The 24,106-nt window shown below is 70.9% G+C and carries 24 protein-coding genes; 16 read left to right on the top strand and 8 right to left on the bottom strand.

Going from position 1 to position 24,106, the window contains the following annotated elements:
* The first annotated feature begins 189 nt into the window (after positions 1-189).
* On the top strand, positions 190-687 hold the full coding sequence (locus ACFXBC_RS23835) for a hypothetical protein (RefSeq protein ID WP_385027978.1): 498 nt from the start codon (positions 190-192) through the stop codon (positions 685-687).
* Between the two features lie 19 nt (positions 688-706).
* On the opposite strand, the gene ACFXBC_RS23840 is transcribed toward ACFXBC_RS23835, so the two are convergent.
* The 4 genes from ACFXBC_RS23840 to ACFXBC_RS23855 form a co-directional block, all read right to left on the bottom strand.
* On the bottom strand, positions 707-1,081 hold the full coding sequence (locus ACFXBC_RS23840) for a hypothetical protein (RefSeq protein ID WP_385027910.1): 375 nt from the start codon (positions 1,079-1,081) through the stop codon (positions 707-709).
* Between the two features lie 191 nt (positions 1,082-1,272).
* Positions 1,273-1,695: a roadblock/LC7 domain-containing protein gene (locus ACFXBC_RS23845; protein ID WP_385027913.1), complete on the bottom strand. Its 423-nt coding sequence runs from the start codon at positions 1,693-1,695 to the stop codon at positions 1,273-1,275.
* A gap of 38 nt (positions 1,696-1,733) precedes the next feature.
* The gene (locus tag ACFXBC_RS23850) at positions 1,734-2,537 is read right to left on the bottom strand and encodes a transcriptional regulator (protein WP_385027916.1); all 804 of its coding nucleotides are present in this window, start codon (positions 2,535-2,537) and stop codon (positions 1,734-1,736) included.
* Positions 2,537-3,055 carry a hypothetical protein gene (locus ACFXBC_RS23855; RefSeq protein WP_385027919.1) on the bottom strand — a complete coding sequence of 173 codons (519 nt, stop codon included), beginning with the start codon at positions 3,053-3,055 and terminating at the stop codon, positions 2,537-2,539. The genes ACFXBC_RS23850 and ACFXBC_RS23855 overlap by 1 nt, the downstream gene beginning before the upstream one ends.
* A 458-nt stretch (positions 3,056-3,513) precedes the next feature.
* Here ACFXBC_RS23855 and hutU point away from each other — a divergent pair, with 458 nt between their 5' ends.
* Genes hutU through hutI form a run of 4 tightly spaced genes read left to right on the top strand, consistent with a single transcriptional unit; the run spans position 3,514 to position 9,048 of the window.
* Complete coding sequence (gene hutU / locus ACFXBC_RS23860; protein ID WP_385027921.1) at positions 3,514-5,250, top strand: urocanate hydratase; 1,737 nt, start codon at positions 3,514-3,516, stop codon at positions 5,248-5,250.
* Between the two features lie 17 nt (positions 5,251-5,267).
* Entirely contained in the window at positions 5,268-6,467 is a 1,200-nt protein-coding gene (locus ACFXBC_RS23865; protein WP_385027981.1) for an allantoate amidohydrolase, read from the top strand.
* Entirely contained in the window at positions 6,458-7,807 is a 1,350-nt protein-coding gene (locus ACFXBC_RS23870) for a formimidoylglutamate deiminase (RefSeq protein WP_385027923.1), read from the top strand. The genes ACFXBC_RS23865 and ACFXBC_RS23870 overlap by 10 nt, the downstream gene beginning before the upstream one ends.
* Before the next feature lie 32 nt (positions 7,808-7,839).
* A complete protein-coding gene (hutI, locus tag ACFXBC_RS23875) occupies positions 7,840-9,048 on the top strand; it encodes an imidazolonepropionase (RefSeq protein WP_385027926.1) in 1,209 nt (402 codons plus the stop codon).
* A gap of 114 nt (positions 9,049-9,162) precedes the next feature.
* Here hutI and ACFXBC_RS23880 read toward each other — a convergent pair whose 3' ends face one another.
* Positions 9,163-10,056, bottom strand: a complete 894-nt coding sequence (locus ACFXBC_RS23880; protein WP_385027929.1) for an RNA polymerase sigma factor SigF — start codon at positions 10,054-10,056, stop codon at positions 9,163-9,165.
* Positions 10,057-10,292: 236 nt separating this feature from the next.
* Here ACFXBC_RS23880 and ACFXBC_RS23885 point away from each other — a divergent pair, with 236 nt between their 5' ends.
* Complete coding sequence (locus ACFXBC_RS23885; protein ID WP_385027932.1) at positions 10,293-10,661, top strand: STAS domain-containing protein; 369 nt, start codon at positions 10,293-10,295, stop codon at positions 10,659-10,661.
* A gap of 117 nt (positions 10,662-10,778) precedes the next feature.
* Positions 10,779-11,270 carry an ATP-binding protein gene (locus tag ACFXBC_RS23890; protein ID WP_385027935.1) on the top strand — a complete coding sequence of 164 codons (492 nt, stop codon included), beginning with the start codon at positions 10,779-10,781 and terminating at the stop codon, positions 11,268-11,270.
* A 142-nt stretch (positions 11,271-11,412) separates the two neighbouring features.
* Here ACFXBC_RS23890 and ACFXBC_RS23895 read toward each other — a convergent pair whose 3' ends face one another.
* Complete coding sequence (locus ACFXBC_RS23895; RefSeq protein ID WP_385027938.1) at positions 11,413-11,679, bottom strand: hypothetical protein; 267 nt, start codon at positions 11,677-11,679, stop codon at positions 11,413-11,415.
* A 289-nt stretch (positions 11,680-11,968) separates the two neighbouring features.
* Here ACFXBC_RS23895 and ACFXBC_RS23900 point away from each other — a divergent pair, with 289 nt between their 5' ends.
* The 4 genes from ACFXBC_RS23900 (at position 11,969) to ACFXBC_RS23915 (ending at position 16,293) form a co-directional block, all read left to right on the top strand.
* Entirely contained in the window at positions 11,969-12,697 is a 729-nt protein-coding gene (locus ACFXBC_RS23900; protein ID WP_385027940.1) for an LPXTG cell wall anchor domain-containing protein, read from the top strand.
* A gap of 61 nt (positions 12,698-12,758) precedes the next feature.
* A complete protein-coding gene (locus ACFXBC_RS23905; protein ID WP_385027943.1) occupies positions 12,759-13,757 on the top strand; it encodes a hypothetical protein in 999 nt (332 codons plus the stop codon).
* Positions 13,754-14,893 carry a hypothetical protein gene (locus ACFXBC_RS23910; RefSeq protein WP_385027945.1) on the top strand — a complete coding sequence of 380 codons (1,140 nt, stop codon included), beginning with the start codon at positions 13,754-13,756 and terminating at the stop codon, positions 14,891-14,893. Before ACFXBC_RS23905 ends, ACFXBC_RS23910 begins: the two co-directional genes overlap by 4 nt.
* 14 nt (positions 14,894-14,907) lie before the next feature.
* Positions 14,908-16,293 carry a hypothetical protein gene (locus ACFXBC_RS23915; protein ID WP_385027948.1) on the top strand — a complete coding sequence of 462 codons (1,386 nt, stop codon included), beginning with the start codon at positions 14,908-14,910 and terminating at the stop codon, positions 16,291-16,293.
* 179 nt (positions 16,294-16,472) lie between these two features.
* Here ACFXBC_RS23915 and ACFXBC_RS23920 read toward each other — a convergent pair whose 3' ends face one another.
* The gene (locus tag ACFXBC_RS23920; RefSeq protein ID WP_385027951.1) at positions 16,473-17,954 is read right to left on the bottom strand and encodes a peptide MFS transporter; all 1,482 of its coding nucleotides are present in this window, start codon (positions 17,952-17,954) and stop codon (positions 16,473-16,475) included.
* A 508-nt stretch (positions 17,955-18,462) separates the two neighbouring features.
* On the opposite strand from ACFXBC_RS23920, the gene ACFXBC_RS23925 reads away from it, so the two are divergent.
* Complete coding sequence (locus tag ACFXBC_RS23925) at positions 18,463-19,140, top strand: response regulator transcription factor (RefSeq protein ID WP_328317821.1); 678 nt, start codon at positions 18,463-18,465, stop codon at positions 19,138-19,140.
* Between the two features lie 66 nt (positions 19,141-19,206).
* Positions 19,207-20,511 (top strand): ATP-binding protein, encoded by a 1,305-nt coding sequence (locus tag ACFXBC_RS23930; protein ID WP_385027954.1) that lies wholly within the window; start codon positions 19,207-19,209, stop codon positions 20,509-20,511.
* Positions 20,512-20,546: 35 nt separating this feature from the next.
* On the opposite strand, the gene ACFXBC_RS23935 is transcribed toward ACFXBC_RS23930, so the two are convergent.
* A complete protein-coding gene (locus tag ACFXBC_RS23935; protein ID WP_385027957.1) occupies positions 20,547-21,026 on the bottom strand; it encodes a GtrA family protein in 480 nt (159 codons plus the stop codon).
* A gap of 128 nt (positions 21,027-21,154) precedes the next feature.
* Here ACFXBC_RS23935 and ACFXBC_RS23940 point away from each other — a divergent pair, with 128 nt between their 5' ends.
* From ACFXBC_RS23940 to ACFXBC_RS23950, 3 genes are read left to right on the top strand one after another with little or no spacing between them, the layout of a single operon-like run.
* Entirely contained in the window at positions 21,155-22,306 is a 1,152-nt protein-coding gene (locus ACFXBC_RS23940; RefSeq protein ID WP_385027960.1) for a 5-(carboxyamino)imidazole ribonucleotide synthase, read from the top strand.
* A complete protein-coding gene (purE, locus tag ACFXBC_RS23945; protein ID WP_385027963.1) occupies positions 22,303-22,854 on the top strand; it encodes a 5-(carboxyamino)imidazole ribonucleotide mutase in 552 nt (183 codons plus the stop codon). Before ACFXBC_RS23940 ends, purE begins: the two co-directional genes overlap by 4 nt.
* Before the next feature lie 9 nt (positions 22,855-22,863).
* The gene (locus tag ACFXBC_RS23950) at positions 22,864-24,051 is read left to right on the top strand and encodes a dipeptidase (protein ID WP_385027966.1); all 1,188 of its coding nucleotides are present in this window, start codon (positions 22,864-22,866) and stop codon (positions 24,049-24,051) included.
* Positions 24,052-24,106 lie beyond the last annotated feature (55 nt).

Consider the following 24,106-nt stretch of genomic DNA (forward strand, 5'->3'; position numbering starts at 1 on the left):
AACCGTCGCTAATCTCCGCCCGGTCCGGAGCAGACGAGCGAGGGAGTACGCGACGTGGGGCGCGGCAGTGCGCAGACGCAGACGCAGACAAAGGGGCGGGGCCGGGAACGGCGGCCGGACCGTCCGGGGAAGAGCCGGCCGCGGACCGTGGCGAGGGTCGCGGTGCTGGTACGGGCCGGGGCCGCCCCGATGGGGTGGCTGGGGCTGGTGGCCGCTGCCGCCGGGATGCTGCCGCCAGGACTGACCGGGCGCAGGATCGGAGTGCTCGCCGGGGCCGCGCTCGCGCTGATCACCTGCGCGGTGGTCGCCCTGGTCCGCAGGCGCAGATTCGTCCATCTGGCGAAGTCGCCCGTGCGGGCGGGCCGGTCCGACTTCCTCCAGGACCGGCGGGTGACGGTACGGAACTGGCGGCGCGCCCACCGCTGGTGGCTGCTGGCCGCCTTCGTCGCGGCGCTCGGCTCGTCGTTCGCGCTGCCGGCCGCGGGCGGGCTGGTCCTCGCCGGAGCGGGGGCCGGACTCTGGCTCAGGGCGGTACGGCTCGGCCGCCGCGAACGCGCGGACGATCTGCTCCTCTGGGTCCGTACCGACTGGATCGCGCGGGGCCCCGCCGGGAAACCGGTCAGGGGCTACAGCTCGACGGGTGTCCTCGCGGGCGACGCCGCACCCGGCGGGGCACGGCGTCGCTGACGGGGCCGGGCACGGCCGGTCACACCTCCAGGCCGGCCTCGATGTTCTTCAGCTGGTGGCGGGCCATCGCGAGGTTCGAACGGGACTTGTCCAGCGCCAGATAGAGGAAGAGGCCGTTGTTCCCGCGGCCCTTGAGCAGCCGGATCAGGTGGTACTGCCCGCCCAGCGTGATCAGGATGTCCTCGATCTCGTCCTTGAGGCCGAGGTGCTCCATCGTCCGCACCTTGGCACGCACCACGTCCGTGTTCCCGGCCGCGGCCACGGCGAGATCGAGGTCCTTGCGGCCGCCGAGCGTGCCGAGGGCCATTCCGCTGGTGTAGTCGACGAGCGCCACCCCGATGGTGCCCTCGATCGAGTCCATCGCGTCCTTGAGTGCGGTTTCGGTGTTCGCCATGGGAGGCGTACTTCCTCTCTTCTTGTGAGCGTCTGAGCCGTGGGTGTCTGAGTCGTGGGTGTCTGAGTCGTGCGTGTCTGAGCCGTGGGTGTCTGAGCCGTGGGTGTCCCGGCCGGTGGTTTCCGGGGAGGCGCGGGGGCGGGTACGGGGGCGGCGGGCCCGGGAGTCGGCTCCCCGGGCGGGGCCGCCGGTCACGGGCTGTCCGCTCGTGGGCTGTCCGGCCGTGGGCTGTCCGGCCGGTCGAGGGCGCCGTTGACCAGCTCGCCGATCCGGGTGCTCGACCTGCGGGCCTCCAGATGCAGTCGGCCCACGTTGATACGAGGCTGGGCGAGCAGCGTGAGCACGGCGGACGGGCCTGCCGCGTACGTCGCCACATAGCCGTGCTCGCCACGGACCAGCAGCTCACGGAAGGCGCCCTGCCCGGTCGTCTCGGTCAGCCGCTGTGCGACCCCGAGGGCCGCCGCGGTGAGCGCGGCGACCGACTCGGCCTCGGCGGACGTGGTGTCCTGCGCGAGCACCAGGCCGTCGGCGCTGGCCGCGAGCGCCCCGCTGATCAGGGGCACCCGGACTCTCAACCGCCTTAGTTCGTCCAGCACTTCGGCCTCCGCGGACATCAGTTGTCTCCTCTCGGCGCGCTGCCGCAGAGCGCGGATCACAGCGTGGCCTCCAATGCGTCTCGCAGCCGGCGGAGCAGGGCGACATCCGGGTCCTGCGACACTTCCGCGACCGCGTCGGCGTACCGGGCGGGGACCGGGGACGGCTGCGGTACGGGGGCGTGCGGGGTCTCCACGGCGCCGGCGGCCGCGAGTCTGCGGATGTCGATGAGGGTGTGGAAGGCCGGACGGCCCAGCTCCCGGGCGATACCGGGCGGTGTGCGGACCCCGTCCACCAGGGCGAGCACGGCCCGCTGGCGCGGGGTGACCGGGACGACCGGGCTGCCGGGGTGGTTCCGGGCCCGTACCACCGGGGCGGTGTCGATGTCCGGGTACGGCCAGAGCCGGTCGAGCAGTTCCCGGCGGCGGGCGGCCTCCCGCTCCACCGCTTCGGCCGGGACCGGGTGCACGGTGCCGATCCAGTGGGCCACGCCGTAGCGGAAGCGGGAGGGGCCGCTGCTGGGGGCGAGTGCGAAGTACGCCGCGTCGTGCAGGGCGCCGATGTGGCAGATCTCCAGCTCGCCGTCGGTGACCTGGCCGCTCTCGACCAGGAACCGGCCCACCCGGCCGTGCGCCCCGGCCCGGTCCAGGGCCTGCCGCCAGCCCTCGGGACGCAACCGCCCCGACGCGGTCAGCAGGACGTCTATCCCGGGGGCGGCCGGGCTCTCCGCGTGCACCACCTGGCCGTCGACCAGATAGAGCGTGCCGCGGTCACGCAGCAGGGCGCCGGTGGCGCGTTCCCCCGCGAGGCGCACGAGCATGGGCGAGACGCCCGGGGGTCTGGGGCCTGTCGCGGTGGTCATCACAGCACCAGTCGCCCGGCCAGATCCCGCAGCCGTAATCGGGCGAGTGCCAGATTGCCCTCGTCGCGGTCGAGCCAGAGGTGCAGGAAGACACTGCTGTCGAAGGTCGTCTCGACGAAGCGCAGGATGTGGTAACCGGTGCGGTTGGTGACGATGACGTCCTCTACGGGAAGTCCCTCTCGGGGGAAGGATGTGGGGACTTCGGCGCCGGACGGTGCGCCGGGGCCCACGGTGCCTCCGGTCATGCCCGAAGTGTCCTCAGTCGTGCCCGCGGTACCCGTCGCCGTGCCCGCGGTGCCTCCGGTCGTGCCCGCAGCGGCCGGGGCGGGGGCGAACGCCGGGTGCTCGGCGGCCATCCGGGCCAGCTCCGCGGTCTCGGCCGCGGTCGTCTCGTGGTCCTTGTTCGGTGACTCGCCGATGGTGCCGAGAGCGAGCCCGCTGGTCCAGTCGACCACGGCGGCACCGAGGGAGCCGGGCAGCCGCATGGCTTCCAGCAGACACTCGTCGATTCCGGGCACGCGGAACTCCCCTCCCAGCGTGGTGCGCGTGACCGCGGGGGCGGCCGTGCGGCAGTGACGGCCAAGTTACGCAACGCTCAGCCTCCTGAGGGGAGTTCTGGCATTTTCCAGCGGAACATGCGCGACGGGATTAGGGTCCGCCTCCCGGCGGCGCGACCTCGTCGCGGGCCGCCCACAGGGCGGCGCCCGCACCGCCGCGTACTTCACGTACTTCACGTACTTCACGTACTTCACGTACTTCACGTACTTCACGGGGCCGGCGGGGTTGTTACGGAATGTGTTCAGACCGTTCCGGAACCCGCCCAAGACCCCGATGCGCAAGCCTTTCGCGCACCACGTGATCCGGCCAATCATCCGCCGGTACGGGTCCGGGGTGCCCCGGACGTATTGACTAGCTCTATTCACCTGGTCAAGATGTGAATAGTTCGTGCAACAGTGTGAGAACGAGGAGGCAGACCATGTCAGGACCCCGGCCGGTACGGGCACCGCGCGGTACGGAGCTGAGTGCCCTGGGATGGCAGCAGGAGGCCGCCCTCCGCATGCTCCAGAACAACCTGGACCCGGAGGTCGCCGAGCACCCCGACAAGCTCGTCGTCTACGGCGGCACCGGCAAGGCTGCCCGTGACTGGCGCTCCTTCGACGCCATGGTGCGCACCCTGCGGACGCTCAAGCAGGACGAGACGATGCTCGTCCAGTCCGGCCGCCCGGTCGGCGTGATGCAGACGCACGAGTGGGCGCCCCGGGTGCTGATCGCCAACTCCAACCTGGTGGGCGACTGGGCCAACTGGGAGGAGTTCCGGCGGCTCGAAGCCCTCGGTCTCACCATGTACGGCCAGATGACGGCCGGTTCCTGGATCTACATCGGCACCCAGGGCATCCTCCAGGGCACCTACGAGACCTTCGCGGCCGTCGCCGCCAAGCGTTTCAACGGCACGCTCGCCGGGACCATCACGCTCACCGCGGGGCTCGGCGGCATGGGCGGCGCCCAGCCGCTCGCCGTGACGATGAACGACGGCGTCGCGATCTGTATCGACGTCGACCCGCGCGCCATCGACCGCCGTATCGAGCACCGCTACCTGGACGTCCGGGCGAACTCCCTGGAGCACGCCCTCCAGCTCGCCGTCGAGGCGCGCGACGCCCGTAAGCCGCTCTCCATCGGCCTCCTCGGCAACGCCGCCGAGCTGCTGCCCCGGATGCTCGCCGAAGGCGCGCCGATCGACATCGTGACGGACCAGACCTCCGCGCACGACCCGCTCGCCTACCTGCCGGTCGGCGTCGACTTCGACGACATGGCCGCCTACGCCGCCGAGAAGCCCGCCGACTTCACCCAGCGCGCCCGTGAGTCGATGGCCCGGCACGTCGAGGCGATGGTCGGCTTCATGGACGCAGGGGCCGAGGTCTTCGACTACGGCAACTCCATCCGCGGCGAGGCCCAGCTGGCCGGTTACAGCAGGGCGTTCGACTTCCCCGGCTTCGTGCCCGCCTACATCCGGCCGCTCTTCTGCGAGGGCAAGGGCCCGTTCCGCTGGGCCGCGCTCTCCGGTGAGGCATCGGACATCCACAAGACGGACAAGGCGCTCCTGAAGCTCTTCCCGGAGAACGAGTCGCTGCACCGCTGGATCAAGATGGCCGGTGAGCGGGTCCACTTCCAGGGCCTGCCCGCCCGTATCTGCTGGCTCGGCCAGGGCGAACGCGACAAGGCCGGCGCCCTCTTCAACGACATGGTCGCCGACGGTACCCTCGCCGCCCCGCTGGCCATCGGCCGCGACCACCTCGACTGCGGCTCGGTCGCCTCTCCGTACCGCGAGACCGAGGCCATGCTCGACGGCTCCGACGCCATCGCCGACTGGCCGCTGCTCAACGCCATGGTCAACGTCGCGTCCGGCGCCTCCTGGGTCTCCATCCACCACGGCGGCGGGGTCGGCATGGGCCGCTCCATCCACGCCGGACAGGTCTCGGTGGCCGACGGCACCCCGCTCGCGGGCGAGAAGATCCGCCGGGTGCTCACCAACGACCCGGGCATGGGCGTCATCCGCCATGTCGACGCCGGATACGACATCGCCGAGCGGGTGGCCGACGAGCGCGGCGTCCGGGTGCCCATGCGCGAGGGCGACACCGGTGGAGCCGAGAGCGCCGACGGCACCGGCAGCGCCCATGGTGCCGGCAGCGCCGACAGCGAGGGCGGCCGTCAGTGACCTCCTCGTTCCACGAGATGTGGGCCGAGCTGCTGCCGGTCGGCCGCAGCTCCGCCTCCGGCGGGTACCGCAGGTACGCCTGGACCGCCGCCGACGCCGACTCCCGCGCCTGGTTCAAGGACCAGGCCGAGACCCGCGGTCTCACCTACGAACTCGACCGCAACGGCAACCAGTGGGCCTGGCTCGGCGACCCGCTGGGTACCGACGCCGTCGTCACCGGCTCGCATCTGGACTCCGTACCGGACGGCGGTGCCTTCGACGGACCGCTCGGGGTGGTCTCCTCCTTCGCCGCGCTCGATGAACTCCGCCGCCGGGGTGCTGAGTTCACCCGGCCGCTGGCCATCAGCAACTTCGGTGACGAGGAGGGCGCCCGCTTCGGGCTCGCCTGTGTCGGCTCCCGGCTCACCGCGGGACAGCTCACCGTCGACCAGGCCCACCAGCTCCGCGACGGCGAGGGCATCTCGCTGCCCGACGCCATGGAGCGGGCCGGATACGACCCCGCTGCCATCGGCGCCGACCCCCAGCGGCTCGCCAGGATCGGTGCCTTCGTCGAGCTCCATGTGGAGCAGGGGCGCGCCCTCGACCTCAGCGGCGACCCGGTCGGTATCGCCTCGGCGATCTGGCCGCACGGCCGCTGGCGGTACGACTTCCACGGCGAGGCCAACCACGCCGGGACCACCCGTCTCGTGGACCGGCGCGACCCGATGCTGACGTACGCCGAGACGGTCATCGCCGCCCGCCGCCAGGCCGAACTCGCGGGCGCCGTGGCCACCTTCGGCAAGGTCTCCGTCGAGCCGAACGGTGTCAACGCCATCCCCTCCCTGGTGCGCGGCTGGCTCGACTCGCGCGCCGCCGACCAGCCGACGCTGGACACCGTCATCGCCGGTATCGAGCAGGCGGCAAAGGAACGCGGCGAGCGGGACGGCGTGGACGTCCGGGTCACCCGGGAGTCCTTCACCCCCGTCGTCGAGTTCGAGCACGCCCTGCGCGACGAGCTCTCCAAGATCCTCGGCGGTGGCGGCACCGATGTGCCCGTTCTCGGAACGGGCGCGGGACACGACGCCGGGATCCTCTCCGCGTCCGTCCCGACCGCCATGCTGTTCGTACGCAACCCCACGGGTGTCTCGCACTCCCCGGCGGAGAACGCCGGCGAGGACGACTGCCTGGCCGGGGTGACCGCACTCGCCGATGTACTGGAGGGCCTGGCGTGCAGGTGACGTACTGGCTGGAGCACGCCTGGCTCGACACCCATGTCGAGCCGGGCGTCGTCCTGGAGACCGACCAGGGCCGGATCACAGCCGTCCGCAAGGAGGTGCCGACACCGCCGCCCGGTGCGACGGCGCTGCGCGGACTGACCATCCCCGGCCTGGCCAATGCCCACAGCCACGCCTTCCACCGCGCCCTGCGGTCCGCCGCTCAGGTCGGCTCCGGCACCTTCTGGACCTGGCGCGACGTGATGTACGGCGTGGCCGCCCGGCTGACCCCGGACTCCTACCACGCGCTCGCCCGCGCGGTGTACGCCGAGATGGCGATGGCCGGGATCACCGTGGTCGGTGAGTTCCACTATGTGCACCACGCCCCGGGCGGCACCCCCTACGACGACCCCAACGCGATGGGGGAGGCGCTGATCGCGGCCGCCGCCGACGCCGGTATCCGCATCACCCTCCTCGACACCGCCTACCTGGCGTCCGGGATGATCGACAAGTACCGCAGCGCAGAGCCCGAGAAGCACCAGCGGCGCTTCTCCGACGGCTCGGCACAGAGCTGGGCCGAGCGGGTCTCCCTCCTGAAGGACCGCGACCACGCCCGGATCGGCGCGGCCGTCCACTCCGTACGCGCGGTCCCGGCCGGTCAGCTCGCCACCGTGGCCGCCTGGGCCGGGAGCCGGAACGCCCCGCTGCATGTCCACCTCTCCGAGCAGACCGCCGAGAACGAGTCCTGCCTGGAGGCACACGGCTGCACCCCCACCCGGCTGCTCGCCGACCACGGAGTGCTCGGACCCCGGACCACCGGCGTCCACAACACCCATCTCACCGACGAGGACATCAGGCTGCTCGGTGAATCGGAGACCGGCACCTGTATGTGCCCCACCACCGAACGCGACCTCGCCGACGGAATCGGCCCGGCCGTCCGGCTGCAGCAGGCGGGCAGCCCGCTCTCCCTGGGCAGCGACAGCCACGCCGTGATCGACATCCTCGAAGAGGCGCGCGCCATGGAGCTCGACGAGCGGCTGCGCACCCGCACCCGCGGCCACTGGACCGCGGCGGCGCTGCTCCGCGCCGCCACCGGCGGCGGATACAACGCGCTCGGCTGGCCCGAGGGAGGCGTCATCGAGACCGGCGCGCTCGCCGACCTCACGACGGTCGCCCTCGACACGGTCAGAACCGCGGGCCCGGTACCGCGGCTCGGAGCGGAGACCGCCGTATTCGCCGGCTCCGCCGCCGACGTACGCCACACGGTCGTGGCAGGCCGCCATGTCGTACGCGACGGAGTCCACGCGCTCGTCCCGGATGTCCCGGACGCGCTGGCCGAGTCGATCGCGGCGCTGCGCCCCTGATCCCCCACCCGAATCCGGAGAAGCACACCGCGATGACGAACCCAGCGACGGCGACCCCCGCGACGACGAAGCCCGCCACCGCCCTCATCCACATCGGCAGTCTGGTCACCAACGACCCCTCCCTCGGGGACGGATCCCCGCTCGGTCTGATCCAGGACGCGGCGCTCGTCATCGACGGCGACCGCATTGCCTGGGTCGGTGAATCAAGCAAAGCACCCGCCACTGACAACGCGGTCGACGCGGGCGGCCGGGCGGTGATCCCGGGGTTCGTCGACTCGCACTCGCACCTGGTCTTCGCCGGTGACCGGACGGCCGAGTTCAACGCGCGTATGTCGGGACGCAGTTACTCGGCGGGCGGGATCCGCACCACGGTCGCCGCCACCCGTACGGCCACCGACGAACAGCTCTCGGCGAACGTCGCGTCCTACCTCCAGGAGGCGCTCCGCCAGGGCACCACCACACTGGAGACGAAGTCCGGCTACGGCCTGACCGTCCAGGACGAGGCACGGGCCCTGCGGATCGCGGCCCGCCACACCGACGAGGTCACCTACCTGGGCGCCCATATCGTCGCGCCCGAGTTCGCCGACGACCCGGACGGCTATGTCGCCCTGGTCACCGGCGAGATGCTCGACGCCTGCGCGCCGCACGCCCGCTGGGTCGACGTGTTCTGCGAGAAGGGCGCCTTCGACGGCGACCAGGCGCGCGCGATCCTCACGGCGGGGCGGGCCAGGGGCCTGCATCCGCGCGTCCACGCCAACCAGCTCGGCCACGGCCCCGGGGTGCAGCTCGCGGTCGAGCTGGACGCCGCATCGGCCGACCACTGCACCCATCTCACCGACGAGGACGTCAGGGCCCTGGCGGACGGCGACACGGTCGCCACGCTGCTGCCGGGCGCCGAGTTCTCCACCCGCGCCGACTGGCCGGACGCCCGCAGGCTGCTCGACGCCGGAGCGACGGTCGCGCTCTCCACGGACTGCAACCCGGGCTCGTCGTTCACATCCTCCATGCCGTTCTGCATCGCCCTGGCGGTGCGCGACATGGGGATGAGCCCGGACGAGGCGCTCTGGTCGGCCACCGCGGGCGGCGCGCGGGCCCTGCGCCGTACGGACATCGGCCGTCTGGTGCCGGGTGCCAGGGCCGACCTGACGCTGCTGGACGCCCCGTCCCATGTCCACCTCGCCTACCGGCCCGGCGTCCCGCTGGTCTCGGCGGTGTGGCAGCGCGGAGCCCGGGTGGTCTGACGGGCCCCTGAACAGCCGCACACGCGGAAGAGCCGGTCCCGACGAGCGGGACCGGCTCTTCCGTCGAGGCGCTGCCCGGCCGGCGGACCGGACGGACGCTCCTCGGGACGTGCCTCACTGCTCCAGGGTCAGCCCCTTGCGCAGCTTCACCAGGGTGCGCGACAGCAGCCGCGACACATGCATCTGCGAGATGCCCAGCTCTTCGCCGATCTCCGACTGCGTCATGTTGGCGACGAAGCGCAGCGAGAGGATCTGCCGGTCGCGTGCGGGAAGCCCGGCTATCAGCGGCTTGAGCGACTCGATGTACTCGACGCCTTCGAGGTCGTGGTCCTCGTAGCCGATCCGGTCGGCCAGCGCGCCCTCGGACTCGTCCTCCTCGGGCTGGGCGTCGAGCGAGCTCGCGGTGTACGCGTTGCTCGCCGCCATCCCCTCGACGACCTCTTCCTTGCTCAGGCCGAGACGCTCGGCGAGCTCTGCCACGGTCGGGGAGCGGTCGAGCTGCTGAGCGAGCTCGTCACCGGCCTTGGCGAGGTCGAGACGCAGCTCCTGGAGACGGCGCGGCACCCGCACCGACCAGGACGTGTCACGGAAGAAGCGCTTGATCTCGCCGATGATCGTCGGCATCGCGAAGGTGGGGAATTCCACGCCGCGGCTGAGCTCGAAGCGGTCTATCGCCTTGATCAGGCCGATCGTGCCGACCTGGATGATGTCCTCCATCGGTTCGCTGCGGGAGCGGAACCGGGAGGCGGCGAACTTGACCAGGGCCAGGTTGAGCTCGACGAGCGTGTTGCGCACGTACGCGTACTCGTGCGTTCCCTCCTGGAGGGACTCCAGCCGCGAGAAGAGCGTCTTCGACAGTGCCCTGGCGTCCAGCGGACCCACTTCGGTGTACGGCGGAATCTCAGGAAAATCCTCGATGCCGGACTCGATCGGGTCGGACGGGGTAGGACGTGCAGTCGACGTACCGCTGTGGGTTTCGTCGAGCTGGGGTGACATGGTGTCCTCCATGGTTCTCGGCATATGGCTGCCGATGCCTGTGTGCTGCGGTGTAGCGGCGCCTCCGAAGCCGGCCATGTTCGAATGTGGTCGCTACTACCCCTATCGGCTCCGGATGCACAAGCGCAAGTGTCAAATGTCCGTATTGCACTAGTTCGTTGGGGTTGTTCCGCTACCGGTCGGCGTGCGGAAGGCGTAGTCTTCGTCGCACGTCAGCGACATCTCCAACACGGCGAAGAGGGACGGACATGGACCGCGGGACGGTCGGCAGCGCGAACCAGGGCCGGCTTCGGGTCGAAGTCAGGTCCGAGGGCCGGAGCGAGGTCGTGACTCCGGCCGGTGAGCTGGATCACCACACGGCCGGTTTGCTGAGCGAGCCGCTGGACAAAGCGCTGGAGCAGGGCCGGTCACGGCTGGTCATCGACTGCTCCCAGCTGGAATTCTGTGACTCGACGGGGCTGAACGTGCTCCTGGGGGCCCGCCTCAAGGCGGAGTCCGCCGGGGAAGGGGTTCATCTGGCCGGAATGCTCCCTGTGGTGGCCAGGGTGTTCGAGATCACAGGTGCCGAGGCGGTCTTCACCGTGCACGATTCTCTTGAAGATGCGCTGCGCGACTGATCCGCACACTCTGTAGAAAGAAATGAGTGTTGTCACCATTAAGCAGGGCAGGAGTCCCTCCGCAATCTCTGTACCGCTGACTTTTTTGAACTGGTGAATCGGTGAGGTGAAGCGCTGATGAGCACCACCCGGCAGCAGCCGCCGGGGGACCTCGGCCCCGAGCGCGACGGCGCCGGACCAGCCTTTACCGTGTCCGCCGAAGGCCGTAGCCGCACGCTCTCCCTGCTGAGCGCGAGCGGCATTGTCCCTCTGGCGCGTGATTTCACGCGCCAGGCGCTCTACGACTGGGCCTGGCTGCCCGCCGAGAGCGCCGACCGCCGTGCCGCGGCTGAGGACGTCCTGCTGGTCGTGTCCGAGCTGGTGACCAACGCGTGCCTGCACGCCGAGGGCCCCGAGGAACTCCGTGTCTCGTACGGGCAGAAAGTGCTCCGTCTTGAGGTCGACGACCGCGGCGCGGGCCAGCCCGCACCGCGCAGCCCGCACCGGGCGGGCCGGCCCGGCGGGCACGGCATGTTCATCGTGGAGCGGCTCTGCCTCGACTGGGGCGTGGTCCGCACACCGGGCAGTCCCGGCAAGATGGTCTGGGCCGAGCTGGCCGCACCGGCCTGAGCCGACCGCTCAGCCCCCTGACGGCTCATATGGCTCGTATGGCTGACAGGGGGCGTCAGCGGCTGCCGGGCAGTGGCTGACGCGCTGGGCAGCCACCGTCACCCCTGGTTCCGTGCCCGCGACACGGCCCGCCGGGCCGCCCTCAGCCGTCTCCCCGGCGGCGACGGGCCAGAAGGGCCGACCCGGCGGCCACGCATCCGATGGCCATGACCTTGCCCGCTCCGTAGTAGAGGGCCCAGTCGTCGTCGGCCGACTTGCCGGACAGCAGCAACCACAGCAGCAGCGCGACGCCGGCCGCGATGAGGAGTACGCCTCCCGGCCCGCCGGTCCCCGCCCACCAGGGTTCGTCGCCGGTCGGCGGGTCCTCGGCCGCCTGGGGTTCGCTGCTGTCTCCTTCGCCGTTCCGCAACTGCTCTCTTCTCCTCCGGTGTCACGGCGTCCGGGCGCCTCGTGCTGTTCGTTCCGTACGGGCCGCTCGTGTTGATCAGCCACAGGGCAGGACGAAGCGCGCTCCGGAAAGGTTCCGACCGGTCCGGGGCGCTGAACCCCGGTGCGCTGCACTTCGGGCATCTCCCGTGAACGCGCCGATCCGGTGCGCTCTTTGTCTTCCCTCGGCAAGGGCTCGGGCGTACCTTGAGCGCCCAATCTGATGTGTCGTCAGTTACCCAGCGGCGGCATCCGGCATAAGGGGTTTCGAGGTGTCGTACCAGAAGCGGACAGCGTTTGCGCTGGCGGCGGCCGTCGCGGGCTCGGTGGTGCTGATGACCGCACCAGCAGCTCAGGCCGACGTGGTGGACGTCAACTACCAGTGCAAGACGCCGATCGGGAACAAGGGAGCCGTCTCGCCCATCGACATCAAGGGCGTCAAGAGCGGCAGCGGCTACACCCTCACCATGTCCTTCCAGAAGGGTGTCTCCTCCAGCCCGGTCGAACTGGGCAAGGGCGCCATGAAGCCCAGCGCGCTCATCAAACTCGGCGGCGCGGAGAGCGGGACGGTCCCGGTCTCGGGCGCGACCAACTCGGCGGCCATCCCCGCCAACTCACCCATCAAGATCAGCGACCTGTCGGGCACCTACACGCCCAAGAAGAGCGGCAAGGTCACCTTCACCGCGTCGACGCTGACCATCAAGGCGCTCGGCACGACGACCACCTGCACCCCGTCCAACAGCCCGAAGCCCTCCCTGGAGCTGACGGTCGCCGGATCGGGCGGTGGCGGTACGAGCGGGGGCGGCGGCTCCACGGGCGGCAGCAGCGGCGGCAGTTCGAGCGGGGGTTCCGGTACGTCGCAGAGCGCGTCGGGCGGCAGCCTGCCGAAGACCGGGCCGCTCGACTCCACGATGGCGCTCGGCACGCTCGGCGGGACCGTGCTGCTCAGCGGAGCCGCCGGCGTGCTGTGGCTGACCCGGCGGAGCCAGCGGTCCGCGTGAGACCCGCCGGGCACAGGGAGGCGGTCTGAGACCGACCGGCACAGCAACAGGGAGCCCTTTCATGCTCACGCGCACCATCCGTTCCGCCGTGCTCACGGCCGCCGTACTGCTCTGTCCGGCCGGGCCCGCGCTCGTACCCGCGTCCGCGTCCGCCGCTGGGCCGTCGGCCGCGGGGCCCGGCTGGACGGCCGCGCCCGCGTCCGGCGAGGGGACCAGGCCCAGCGCGGACGGCCGCCCGTACTTCTATCTGGAGGGCGCGCCGGGAACCGTCCTGGAGGACACCCTGGCGCTGACCAATACGGGCAGGAAGGCGGTGACGGTACGGCTGCGGGGCGCCGAGGCGTACAACACGGCATCCGGCGGGTCCGCGCTCCGCGCCGCGGACGACACCTGGATCACCCCGGCGGCGCGCACGGTGAAGGTCCCGGCGCGCACCAGCGCCCGGGTCCCCTTCAGCGTCACGGTCCCCGCCACCGCAGGACCGGGCGACCACCCGGCCGCGATCGTGGCGGCGTCCGGCGGCCACGAGACCGGGGTGCGGGTGCAGTTGCGGGTGAGCGGGCCGACGCTCTCGGCCCTGACGGTGGAGGACGTACGGGTCGACAAGGGCCCGGGGCTGGTCCACTACACGCTGGTGAACCGCGGCAACACGGCCCTCACCCCGCACCTCGCTCTGCGCTCCGACGGCCTTCTCAGCGGCGGCCACTCCATCGAGGAGCGCACGCTCCCGGTGGAACTGCTGCCCGGACGGCGCGTACGGCTCACGGAGAAGTGGCCGCATCCGCCGGCGCTCGACTCGGCCTCCGTGCACCTCGTGGTGACGGCAGGCGGAGGGGCGCGCGGGACGGGATCGGCCTCCGCGGTGTTCGTGCCGTGGTGGCGGGTGGCGGGGGTGGTGGCACTGGTGCTCGCCGGTACGGGCGGCTGGTTCACCGTACGCCGCCGACGTGCCCGGGACACGGGAGCGTACGAGAGCGACAGCGGCACTGACAGCACCAGCACCAGCACCAGCACCAGCACCACCGACAGCGAACCGGCGACGGCGGGAGCGGCAACGTGAAGATCGAACCCGCCCGGTGGCTGCGGGCCCTCGGGAGCTGGGGGGCGTCCCTGGCCTTCCTCCTGGCGCTGCTGCCCGCTCTGGCCCTGGTACCGGCCCCCGGCGCCGCCGCGGCCGGGAAGCCGGGCGCTACGCTCTCCCAGCAACAGGCGGGGAAGGGCGGCGACATCACCGTCAAGGGCACCGGCTGGCGCCGCGACGCGCTGCTGATGCTGCTGATCTGCGGTCAGGCCACCCCGGCCCGTGGCGTGATCGGCGGCACCAACGCCTGCGCCAACTCCGAGGGCCGGGCCGTCACCACCGACTCCAAGGGCGCGTTCACCAAGAAGCTGCCGGTCGCCGAGCCGCCCAAACCATGCCCGTGCGTGGTGCACATCGCCACGGTGACCGGTGAACAGGCCGCGGCCGATGTCGTGTTCAAGGTCGCGGGCCATCCGGTCGCGGCCCTGCCGAAGCCCCCGCCGGGCGGGCGGCTCGCGGTACTCTCCGGCGCCCGGCTCGAAGGGTCGAGCGGCCTCCTCACCTGGTTCGGGGCGCCGCCCAGCAGGACCGTCGTCTTCACCGTGGGCAATCTCGGCTCGACGCCCGTCAAGGACCCGCTCTTCTCCCTCGGCACCTCGCACGGGGTGTTCGCCCCGCAGTGGGAGGACCGCCAGTGGCACGGCACGGTCGCGCCCGGCAAGAAGGCGCGGATCAGACTGGACGCCGAACTGTCGGCGGGCGCCCACGGCGACTACCAGATCGCGGTGAAGTACGCGGGCAAGGTGCTGATCGAGCAGCCCTGGGGGGTGGGGCGCCCCTGGGGCGTCACCTTCTTCTGGCTGCTGCTGTGCGTGGTCGTACCGGCCGCCGTCTTCCGTATCGGCATGGCGGTCGTCGACAAGGTCAGGCCGCGGGCCGCACGCGGTACGCCGGGTGGCGCGGGCCGTCACCGGAACGCGCTGCTGCCGGGGATCACCGTACGCATGCCCGCCTTCCGCAGGCCCGAGCGGGCGGCACCGCCGTCCGGTGCCGGGCCGCATCCCCCGACGACCACGGCTCTGCCGTGGTTCACCCCGGACACCGCACCGTCCGAGCACCACCTGTCTGAGAACCACCCGGCCGAGAAGCACCCCACGACGAAGGGAAACCCGTGATCAGACAACGGAGGATGAGCGCGGCAGGGTTCGCGCTGATGCTCGGCGGTGCGGGGATCATGCTGGCCGCGGGCCCCGCCCATGCCGCGGACGTCTCGTACAAGACCGAGTGCATACCGCCCGCGATCTCCGGCCTGCCGGCCATCGAGGGCACGACGGAGGTGGCGATCACGGCGCCCGCCACAGCGAAGGTGGGCGACGAGGTCGACGTCGTGTGGAAGACGGTCTCGGCCGCCTCCAAGAACCCGGACATCCTCGACCTGGACGCCAACACCGTGCAGCCCACCGGCACGGTCAAGGTGGCCGGGGCGCAGACCGCCGACCTGGCCATGCAGGGGCCCCGGACCAATCCGCCCATCGCCAAGGGCGCCCCGATGGTCCTCTCCGACATGACGGGGAAGCTGAAGCTGACCAAGGCCGGTGACGTCACGCTGACGGCCGACAAGTACAACATCAACGTCAGCAAGCCGATCTCCACGGACACCAAGTGCTCGCCCAAGGAGACGGTGAAGTCGTCGGCCACCATCAAGGTCACGGACGGCGGCGGCACCACCAGCGGCGGCACCACCACGGGCGGTACGACCACGGGTGGCACCACCGCGGGCTCCACGACCGGCGGTACCACGGCCGGTACCACCGGCGGGACCACCACCGGCGGCACGACGGCCGGCAGCACCACCGGGGGCACCACCACCGGTGGGAGCAGCACGGGCGGCAGCAGTTCGGGCGGCACCGGGGGCGCCACGGACTTCACGGGCAAGCAGGTCTCCGTCCCGTACGCCTGCAAGACGCCCATCGGCGACAAGAACGCCACATCGCCGGTCCAGATCAACGCGAAGAAGAGCGGCGGGGACTACGGCCTCACCGTGAAGTTCAGCAAGTCCGTCATGGACAGCCCGGCCGACATCCCCGCCGGTTCGGTCGTCCCGTCCATGGAGGTCAAGCTCGGCGGCTCCGACAAGGGCACGGTCCATGTGGCGGGCCCGGCCAACAAGTCGGCCATCAAGTCGGGCGCGCCCATCGAGATCCCCGATCTCACCGGCACCTACAAGCCGGGCGCGGACGGCAAGACGACACTCAGCCCCGGCGTACTGACGGTCAAGGCGCTCGGTACGACCACCACCTGCACCCCGCCCGCGAATGTCGCCGTCTCCCTGCAACTCGACACTTCGGCCCAGCCGGGCGGTGCGTCGGGCGGCACATCGACCGGCGGCGCCACCGGCGGCTCGGCGACCGGCGGTTCGGGCGGCTCCGCCAGCACCAGCGGTGGTCTCGCCGAGACCGGCGCGAGCGACAACGGCGGCCTGCGGGCGCTCGGCCTGGTGGCCGGCACGGTGATCCTGCTGGGCGGCGCGGTCTTCACCTTCACCCCTTGGAGGAGGCTGCGCGGCACCCGCTGACCCCGGACACGGGGCCGACGGCCCGCCACCCTCACGGCGACGGGCCCCGCACCTACGAACAGGGCCCCGCACCTACGAACAGGGCCCCGCACCTACGGAACAGGCCCCCGCACCTACGGAACAGGCCCCGCCGCCCTGACCGGTGCGGCGGGGCCTGCGTACAGCACGAGCGGAACGCGTCAGCGGACGTCGCCCATGAGCTCCTTGACCTTGCCGCGGTACATCCAGACCGCGACGGCCGCGACCACCGCGAGCGCCGCCTCAAGGCCGACCATGCCGGACTTGTTGAGGTTCACGCCGGAGAGCGACAGCAGACTGGTGACGCAGTCGCCCGCCGTGACGGCGAGGAACCAGACACCCATCATCTGGCTGGCGTACTTCGCCGGCGCCATCTTCGTCGTCACCGAGAGGCCGACCGGGGAGAGGCAGAGCTCACCGACGGTCTGCACGAAGTAGATCGCCACCAGCCACATCGGGCTGACCCTGGAGCCGTCCGTCGTCGACATCAGCGGCAGCATGAAGACGAAGAAGGAGACACCGATCAGGAAGAGACCCGAGACGAACTTGACGACCGTGCTCGGCTCCTTGCCCCTCTTGTTGAGGGCCAGCCAGATCCAGGCGACGACCGGGGCCAGCGCCATGACGAAGACCGGGTTCACCGACTGGTACCAGGACGTCGGGAAGTGGAAGCCGAGCAGGCTGTTCGTCGTGGAGTTCTCGCCGAAGAGCGACATCGTGGAGCCGCCCTGGTCGTAGATCATCCAGAAGACGGCAGCGGCTACGAAGAACCAGATGTACCCGGAGATCTTCTTCTGCTCCAGGCCGGACAGCTCCCGGTCGCGCTTCATGCGCACCAGGACACCGATCGGGATGAGCAGCCCGAGCACGGTGATCGGGTAGAGCGCCCAGTTCTGGGTGAAGGCGCCGCTGAAGACCACGATGCCGTAGAAGACCGCGGCGATGATCAGGCAGATCAGGCCCTTGGTCAGGACCGAGCTGCGCTCCTGCGCCGACAGCGGCTTCGGGACGATCGAGCTGCGCTCGTTCAGATGGCGGGTGCCGATGAGGAACTGCAGCAGGCCCAGACCCATGCCGACCGCCGCGAGGGCGAAGCCGAGGTGCCAGTTGACGTTCTCGCCGACCGTGCCGATCACCAGCGGCGCGAAGAACGAGCCGATGTTGATGCCCATGTAGAAGACGGTGAAGCCACCGTCCCGGCGCGGGTCGTCGGGGCCCTTGTACAGGTGCCCGACCATCGTGGAGATGTTGGCCTTCAGCAGTCCGGAACCGAACGCGACGAGCGCGAGACCCGCGAAGAACGAGCCTGTGCCGGGCAGCGCCAGGACGAGGTGCCCGACCATGATGACCGAGGCCGCGATGGTGACCGTCTTGCGGGCACCCCAGACACGGTCGCCGAACCAGCCGCCCGGCATGGTGAGCAGATAGACCATCGCCAGGTAGATCGAGTAGATCGCCGTGGCGGTGGCCCCGCTCAGATGCGGGCCGGCGCTGGACACCAGGTACAGGGGGAGCAGCGCCCTCATGCCGTAGAAGCTGAAACGCTCCCACATCTCCGTCATGAAGAGCGGTGCCAGGCCGCGGGGGTGTCCGAAGAAGGTCTTTTCCGGGGTCTCCGGAGCCTTCGTCAGGCTTGACGCCATGGTCGTTCCTTGCTTTTCGGGACGCGTCGCAGATCGGTGACGCGCCCGGTGGGGGGTGGCCGGCACCGGCACGGTCCTTCCCCGCCCCACGCCAGAGGGGCCAGCCGGATGGGTTCCGTACCGAAGGGGGAGACCGTGTCGGGATCCACGCTCCACGTGCTTCCTCGCACACGGGGCCCGGCCGCTAGGTCATTCACTGTCCACGCGGCCGGGGTGCCAACCGCGCACAGAAGAAGGAGTCTTTGGCGCAACAAGGCATGCCAAAGACGTCCACGTACTGCTACAGGCGTCTCGCCACCATAAAGAGGCAGCTGCGGCATTTGAAAGGGGTTGAGACATGGATCACAGGTGAATGCCGGAACCGGCGACCGTATTCGAAGGTAACAACCCGTACGGCCGCCCAGGGTCCACCGTCCGGATCCGGCCTGGCTCAAACCGGAGCCCCCGCGCCCGCAGCCCTGTGCGATCACCTCACGAGCACGACCTGTCGCGGTCTACCATCACCTTCATGACCCGTGTACTGCTCGCCGAGGACGACGCATCCATCTCGGAGCCGCTGGCCCGCGCACTGCGTCGGGAGGGTTACGAGGTCGAGGTGCGGGAAGACGGACCGACCGCGCTCGACGCCGGCCTTCAAGGAGGGATCGACCTGGTCGTCCTGGATCTGGGCCTGCCCGGCATGGACGGTCTGGAAGTGGCCAGGCGGCTGCGCGCGGACGGGCACACGGTGCCGGTCCTGGTGCTCACCGCCCGCGCCGACGAGGTCGACACGGTGGTCGGCCTGGACGCCGGCGCCGACGACTACGTCACCAAGCCGTTCCGCCTCGCCGAACTGCTGGCGCGGGTGCGGGCCCTGCTGCGGCGCGGCGCCGCCGACACCGCCCCGCAGCCCGCCACCCATGGCGTACGGATCGATGTCGAGTCGCACCGCGCCTGGATGGGCGACGAGGAACTCCAGCTCACCGCCAAGGAGTTCGACCTGCTGCGGGTTCTGGTCAGGGACGCGGGACGGGTCGTCACCCGGGACCAGCTGATGCGCGAGGTCTGGGACACCACCTGGTGGTCGTCGACCAAGACGCTCGACATGCACATCTCCTGGCTGCGCAAGAAGCTCGGCGACGACGCGGCGAACCCGCGCTATATCGCCACCGTGCGGGGCGTCGGCTTCCGCTTCGAGAAGAGCTGAGGCCGGGGGCCGTAGCCGGGGCGGCACCGTCCCGGCCCCGCGGGCGCCGACTGCGACACTTGCCGCATGCGCCGCCGACTCATCAACTCCACGCTCGCCGTCGTACTCGTCGTGATCGCCGTCTTCGGTGTCTCGCTCGTCATCGTCGAGACGCGCACCATCAGCAACAGCGCCCAGGAGAGCGTGGACTCCGAGGCGCTGCGCCTCGCGAGCATCGTCGAGAGCCGGATCCTCAGCGACGAACAGGTCACCGAGACGATCCTGCACGACCAGGTCGACGCCCACCGCTACGCGGTGATCAAGATCCCCGGCCGGGACACCATCAGGCTCGGCACCGAGCCGCAGGGCAGCGTCATCCGGTCCAGGGCGACCGGCGCCGACGGTGAGGAGGTCACCGTCGAGGAGGCGGGCTCCACCGTGACCCGCGAGGTCGGCCGCACCCTGCTGATCATCGCCGCGGTTGCCCTCCTCGCCATCGTCTCGGCGGTGCTGCTCGCCGTACGCCAGGCCAACAAGCTCACCTCGCCGCTCACCGACCTCGCCGAGACCGCGGAACGCCTCGGCTCCGGCGATCCGCGCCCCCGGCACAAGCGGTACCAGGTGCCGGAGCTGGACCGGGTCGCCGATGTGCTGGACTCGTCGGCCGAGCGGATCACCCGGATGCTGACCGCCGAGCGCCGGCTCGCGGCCGACGCCTCCCACCAGCTCCGTACGCCGCTGACCGCGCTCTCCATGCGGCTGGAGGAGATCACCCTCACCGAGGACCTGGACACGGTGAAGGAGGAGGCGACCATCGCGCTGACCCAGGTCGAGCGGCTGACGGACGTCGTGGAGCGGCTGCTGACCAACTCCCGCGACCCGCGCACCAGCTCCGCCGTCACCTTCGATCTGGACGAGGTCGTCACCCAGCAGCTCCAGGAGTGGCGCCCGGCCTACCGCAGCGCGGGGCGCGCGATCGTACGGTCGGGCAAGCGCGGGCTGCGGGCCATCGGCACGCCGGGCGCGGTGGCCCAGGTGATGGCCGCGCTGATCGAGAACTCGCTGATGCACGGTGGTGGCACCGTCGCGGTCCGTACGCGGGTCACCGGTACACAGACGGTCGTCGAGGTGACCGACGAGGGGCCCGGGGTGCCGCCCGACCTCGGGGCGCGGATCTTCGAGCGGACCATCAGCGGACGCAACTCCACCGGCATCGGCCTCGCCGTCGCCCGCGATCTGGCCGAGGCGGACGGCGGGCGGCTCGAAATGCTCCAGCAGCATCCGCCGGTCTTCGCGCTCTTCCTGAGCCGGGTGTCGAGGAACCCGTCCAAGGAACAGGGCCCGCAGGACCCCTCGCAGAACTCCGGGAACCCGCGGCCGACGATCCGGTGACCCTGGCCCGGTGGCCCGGTGGCCCGGTGCGGGCCCTACTCCGGCCCGGCCTCCACCAGGGGCCCGGGGGCCGGGACCTGCGCGGGCAGCGCCCGGAACACCCAGGTGCGGTAGGACCAGAAGCGGAAGAGCGTCGCGACGGCGATACCGAGGAACTTGAAGAAGTTGCTCTGCAGGGGCGAGTTCCAGTCGGCGCCGTACGTCGCCGCGTAGAGGATCCCGTTCTCGATGACCGCCCCGACCAGGCTGAACAGCAGGAAGAGCCCCATCTCCCTGCCCCGGCCGCTCTTCTCGCGGTCCCGGTAGGCGAAGTACCGCAGACCGATGTAGTTGAAGACCACCGCGATGACGGTCGCCAGCACACTGGCCCGTACCACCTGGAGGGATGTCGTGTGGCGGAGCAGATTGAACGCCGCCATGTTGACCAGCAGGCCCAGCGCGCCCACCGCGCCGAACTTGGCGACCTCGCGCCAGAGCCGCTGCACCCGCGTCCGCATCCCGCCGGAATCGCTCATGGTGGTGGAAAGCCCCGTTCGGTCGAGTGTGTCAACGCGCCCATGCTAGTCAGTGCTCCGTTCGGGTGCCCCGGCCAGGCCGTGACGTGCTGGTACGCCGGTCCTGGGCTGCGGATACCCTGGGGTACGTGACGTTCCCCGTAGTCGGCATGGTCGGTGGCGGACAGCTCGCCCGGATGACCCACGAGGCGGGTATCCCCCTCGGCCTCAGATTCAAGCTGCTCAGTGACACCCCGCAGGATTCGGCGGCCCAGGTGGTCAGCGAAGTCGTCATCGGCGACTACCGCGACCTGGACACGCTGCGCGACTTCGCGCGCGGCTGCGATGTGATCACCTTCGACCACGAGCATGTGCCCACCGCGCATCTGCGCGCCCTGGAGGCGGACGGCATTCCCGTCCGGCCGGGCCCGCACGCACTGGTGCACGCCCAGGACAAGGGGGTGATGCGCGAGAAGCTCACCGCGATCGGCGCCCCCTGCCCGCGCCACCGCATCGTCTCGGACCCGGCCGACGCGGTCGCCTTCGCGGACGAGGTGGGCGGCTTCCCGGTCATCCTCAAGACGGTCCGGGGCGGCTACGACGGCAAGGGCGTCTGGTTCGTACGCTCCCTCGCGGACGCCGAGGCCCCCTTCAAGGCGGGTGTCCCGGTCCTCGCCGAAGAGAAGGTCGACTTCGTACGGGAGCTGGCGGCCAATGTCGTCCGCTCCCCGCACGGCCAGGCCGTGGCCTATCCGGTCGTGGAGTCCCGGCAGGTCGACGGGGTCTGCGACACGGTGATCGCCCCCGCGCCCGGCATCGATGAGGAGCTGGCGGGCGAGGCCCAGCAGCTCGCCCTGCGGATCGCCGACGAACTGGATGTGACCGGCCATCTCGCGGTCGAGCTCTTCGAGGTCCGCGGCCCCGACGGCACGCCGGGCATCCTCGTCAACGAACTGGCGATGCGCCCGCACAACTCCGGCCACTGGACCCAGGACGGTGCGATCACCTCGCAGTTCGCCAACCACGTGCGCGCGGTCCTGGACCTCCCGCTCGGCGATCCGCGCCCGCGCGCCCGCTGGACGGTCATGTGCAACGTCCTGGGCGGCGACTACCCGGACATGTACCAGGGGTACCTGCACTGCATGGCCCGCGACCCCCAGCTCAAGATCCATATGTACGGCAAGGACGTGAAGCCGGGGCGCAAGGTCGGCCACGTCAACACCTACGGCGACGATCTCGACGTGGTGCTGGAGCGCGCCCGTCACGCCGCCGGATATCTGCGAGGGACGATCACCGAATGACCTCTCCGTCAGCTTCCACGGCCTCCGGGTCCCCCGTCGTCGGCATCGTGATGGGCTCGGACTCCGACTGGCCGGTCATGGAGGCCGCGGCCAAGGCCCTGGACGAGTTCGGGGTGGCGTACGAGGTGGACGTCGTCTCCGCGCACCGGATGCCGCGCGAGATGATCACGTACGGCGAGGAGGCGGACGGCCGGGGCCTCAGGGCGGTCATCGCTGGCGCCGGGGGAGCGGCCCATCTGCCGGGCATGCTGGCATCGGTCACCCCACTGCCGGTCATCGGCGTCCCCGTACCGCTCAAGTACCTGGACGGCATGGACTCGCTGCTCTCCATCGTGCAGATGCCGGCCGGTGTCCCGGTGGCGACGGTCTCGGTGGGCGGCGCGCGCAACGCGGGGCTGCTCGCGGTCCGCATCCTGGCCGCATCCGACGCCGGTCTCCAGGAGCGGATGCGGGAGTTCCAGCAGAAGCTGAACGACGAGGCGACGGAGAAGGGCGCCCGGCTGCGCGCCAGGGCGGCGGGGGCGGAAACCTTCGGATTCGGAAAGTAGGCGGTCCTCATGAGCAATCACCTCACCGAAGCGCTTGACCTGCTCGCCGAGTACCCGGTGGTGGACGGCCACAACGACCTGCCCTGGGCGCTGCGCGAGAACGTACGGTACGACCTCGACGCGCTGGACATCGCCCGCGACCAGACGGGCCACCTCCACACCGATCTGCACCGGCTGCGCAAGGGCGGCGTCGGCGCGCAGTTCTGGTCGGTCTACGTCCGCAGCGACATGGCGGGCGAGGACGCGGTCAGCGCGACGCTGGAGCAGATCGACGCGGTGGACCAGCTGCTCACCCGCTACCCCAACGACCTGGTACGCGCGCTGTCCGCCGACGACATGGAGAAGGCCAGGAGCCAGGGCCGGATCGCCTCACTGATGGGGGCCGAGGGCGGCCACTCCATCAACAACTCGCTGGGCACGCTGCGCTCCTTGTACGCGCTGGGCGTGCGCTACATGACGCTCACGCACAACGACAACATCGCCTGGGCGGACTCCGCGACCGATGTCGTGAAGGCCCACGGGCTCACCGCCTTCGGCCACGAGGTCGTCCGCGAGATGAACCGCACCGGCATGCTGGTGGACCTCTCGCACGTGGCGGCGTCCACGATGCGTGACGCGCTGGCGACATCGACGGCGCCGGTGATCTTCTCGCACTCCTCGTCCCGTACGGTCTGCGACCACCCGCGCAACATCCCGGACGACGTACTCGCGCTGCTCCCGGCCAACGGCGGCATCGCGATGGCCACCTTCGTCCCGAAGTTCATCCTCCCCGATGCGGTCGCCTGGACCGCACGCGCGGACGAGAACATGCGCACCCACGGGCTGCACCACCTGAACACCACACCCGCCGGGCTGAAGGTCCAGCGCGCCTTCGAGGAGGCGCACCCCCGCCCGATGGCCACCGCGTCGACGGTCGCCGACCACCTGGACCACATGCGCGAGGTCGCGGGCGTCGACCACATCGGCATCGGCGGCGACTACGACGGCACGGCCTTCACCCCGGCCGGCCTGGAGGACGTGGCGGGCTATCCGAACCTGATCGGCGAGCTGATCGCCCGCGGCTGGTCGAAGCCGGACCTGGCGAAGCTGACCTGGCAGAACGCGGTACGGGTGCTGCGCGCGGCGGAGGACGTCTCCCGCACCCTCCGGACCGAACGCGGCCCGTCGAACGCGACTCTGGCCGAGCTGGACGGCTGAGCCGGCCCCCCCCGCCCCCCCGCGCCCCCCGCGCGCGGCGGGCCCACCACGTGAG

It is taken from the genome of Streptomyces sp. NPDC059398 (assembly GCF_042751845.1).
In the GTDB taxonomy this organism is placed as follows: domain Bacteria; phylum Actinomycetota; class Actinomycetes; order Streptomycetales; family Streptomycetaceae; genus Streptomyces.

Bases quoted from the DNA above. Each gene is read 5' to 3' on its own strand.
- ACFXBC_RS23835 (WP_385027978.1), top strand. From the start codon at position 190: ATGGGGTGGCTGGGGCTGGTGGCCGCTGCCGCCGGGATGCTGCCGCCA.
- ACFXBC_RS23840 (WP_385027910.1), bottom strand. From the start codon at position 1,081: ATGGCGAACACCGAAACCGCACTCAAGGACGCGATGGACTCGATCGAG.
- ACFXBC_RS23845 (WP_385027913.1), bottom strand. From the start codon at position 1,695: ATGTCCGCGGAGGCCGAAGTGCTGGACGAACTAAGGCGGTTGAGAGTC.
- ACFXBC_RS23850 (WP_385027916.1), bottom strand. From the start codon at position 2,537: ATGACCACCGCGACAGGCCCCAGACCCCCGGGCGTCTCGCCCATGCTC.
- hutU (WP_385027921.1), top strand. From the start codon at position 3,514: ATGTCAGGACCCCGGCCGGTACGGGCACCGCGCGGTACGGAGCTGAGT.
- ACFXBC_RS23865 (WP_385027981.1), top strand. From the start codon at position 5,268: ATGTGGGCCGAGCTGCTGCCGGTCGGCCGCAGCTCCGCCTCCGGCGGG.
- hutI (WP_385027926.1), top strand. From the start codon at position 7,840: ATGACGAACCCAGCGACGGCGACCCCCGCGACGACGAAGCCCGCCACC.
- ACFXBC_RS23880 (WP_385027929.1), bottom strand. From the start codon at position 10,056: ATGGAGGACACCATGTCACCCCAGCTCGACGAAACCCACAGCGGTACG.
- ACFXBC_RS23885 (WP_385027932.1), top strand. From the start codon at position 10,293: ATGGACCGCGGGACGGTCGGCAGCGCGAACCAGGGCCGGCTTCGGGTC.
- ACFXBC_RS23890 (WP_385027935.1), top strand. From the start codon at position 10,779: ATGAGCACCACCCGGCAGCAGCCGCCGGGGGACCTCGGCCCCGAGCGC.
- ACFXBC_RS23905 (WP_385027943.1), top strand. From the start codon at position 12,759: ATGCTCACGCGCACCATCCGTTCCGCCGTGCTCACGGCCGCCGTACTG.
- ACFXBC_RS23915 (WP_385027948.1), top strand. From the start codon at position 14,908: ATGAGCGCGGCAGGGTTCGCGCTGATGCTCGGCGGTGCGGGGATCATG.
- ACFXBC_RS23920 (WP_385027951.1), bottom strand. From the start codon at position 17,954: ATGGCGTCAAGCCTGACGAAGGCTCCGGAGACCCCGGAAAAGACCTTC.
- ACFXBC_RS23925 (WP_328317821.1), top strand. From the start codon at position 18,463: ATGACCCGTGTACTGCTCGCCGAGGACGACGCATCCATCTCGGAGCCG.
- ACFXBC_RS23930 (WP_385027954.1), top strand. From the start codon at position 19,207: ATGCGCCGCCGACTCATCAACTCCACGCTCGCCGTCGTACTCGTCGTG.
- ACFXBC_RS23935 (WP_385027957.1), bottom strand. From the start codon at position 21,026: ATGAGCGATTCCGGCGGGATGCGGACGCGGGTGCAGCGGCTCTGGCGC.
- purE (WP_385027963.1), top strand. From the start codon at position 22,303: ATGACCTCTCCGTCAGCTTCCACGGCCTCCGGGTCCCCCGTCGTCGGC.
- ACFXBC_RS23950 (WP_385027966.1), top strand. From the start codon at position 22,864: ATGAGCAATCACCTCACCGAAGCGCTTGACCTGCTCGCCGAGTACCCG.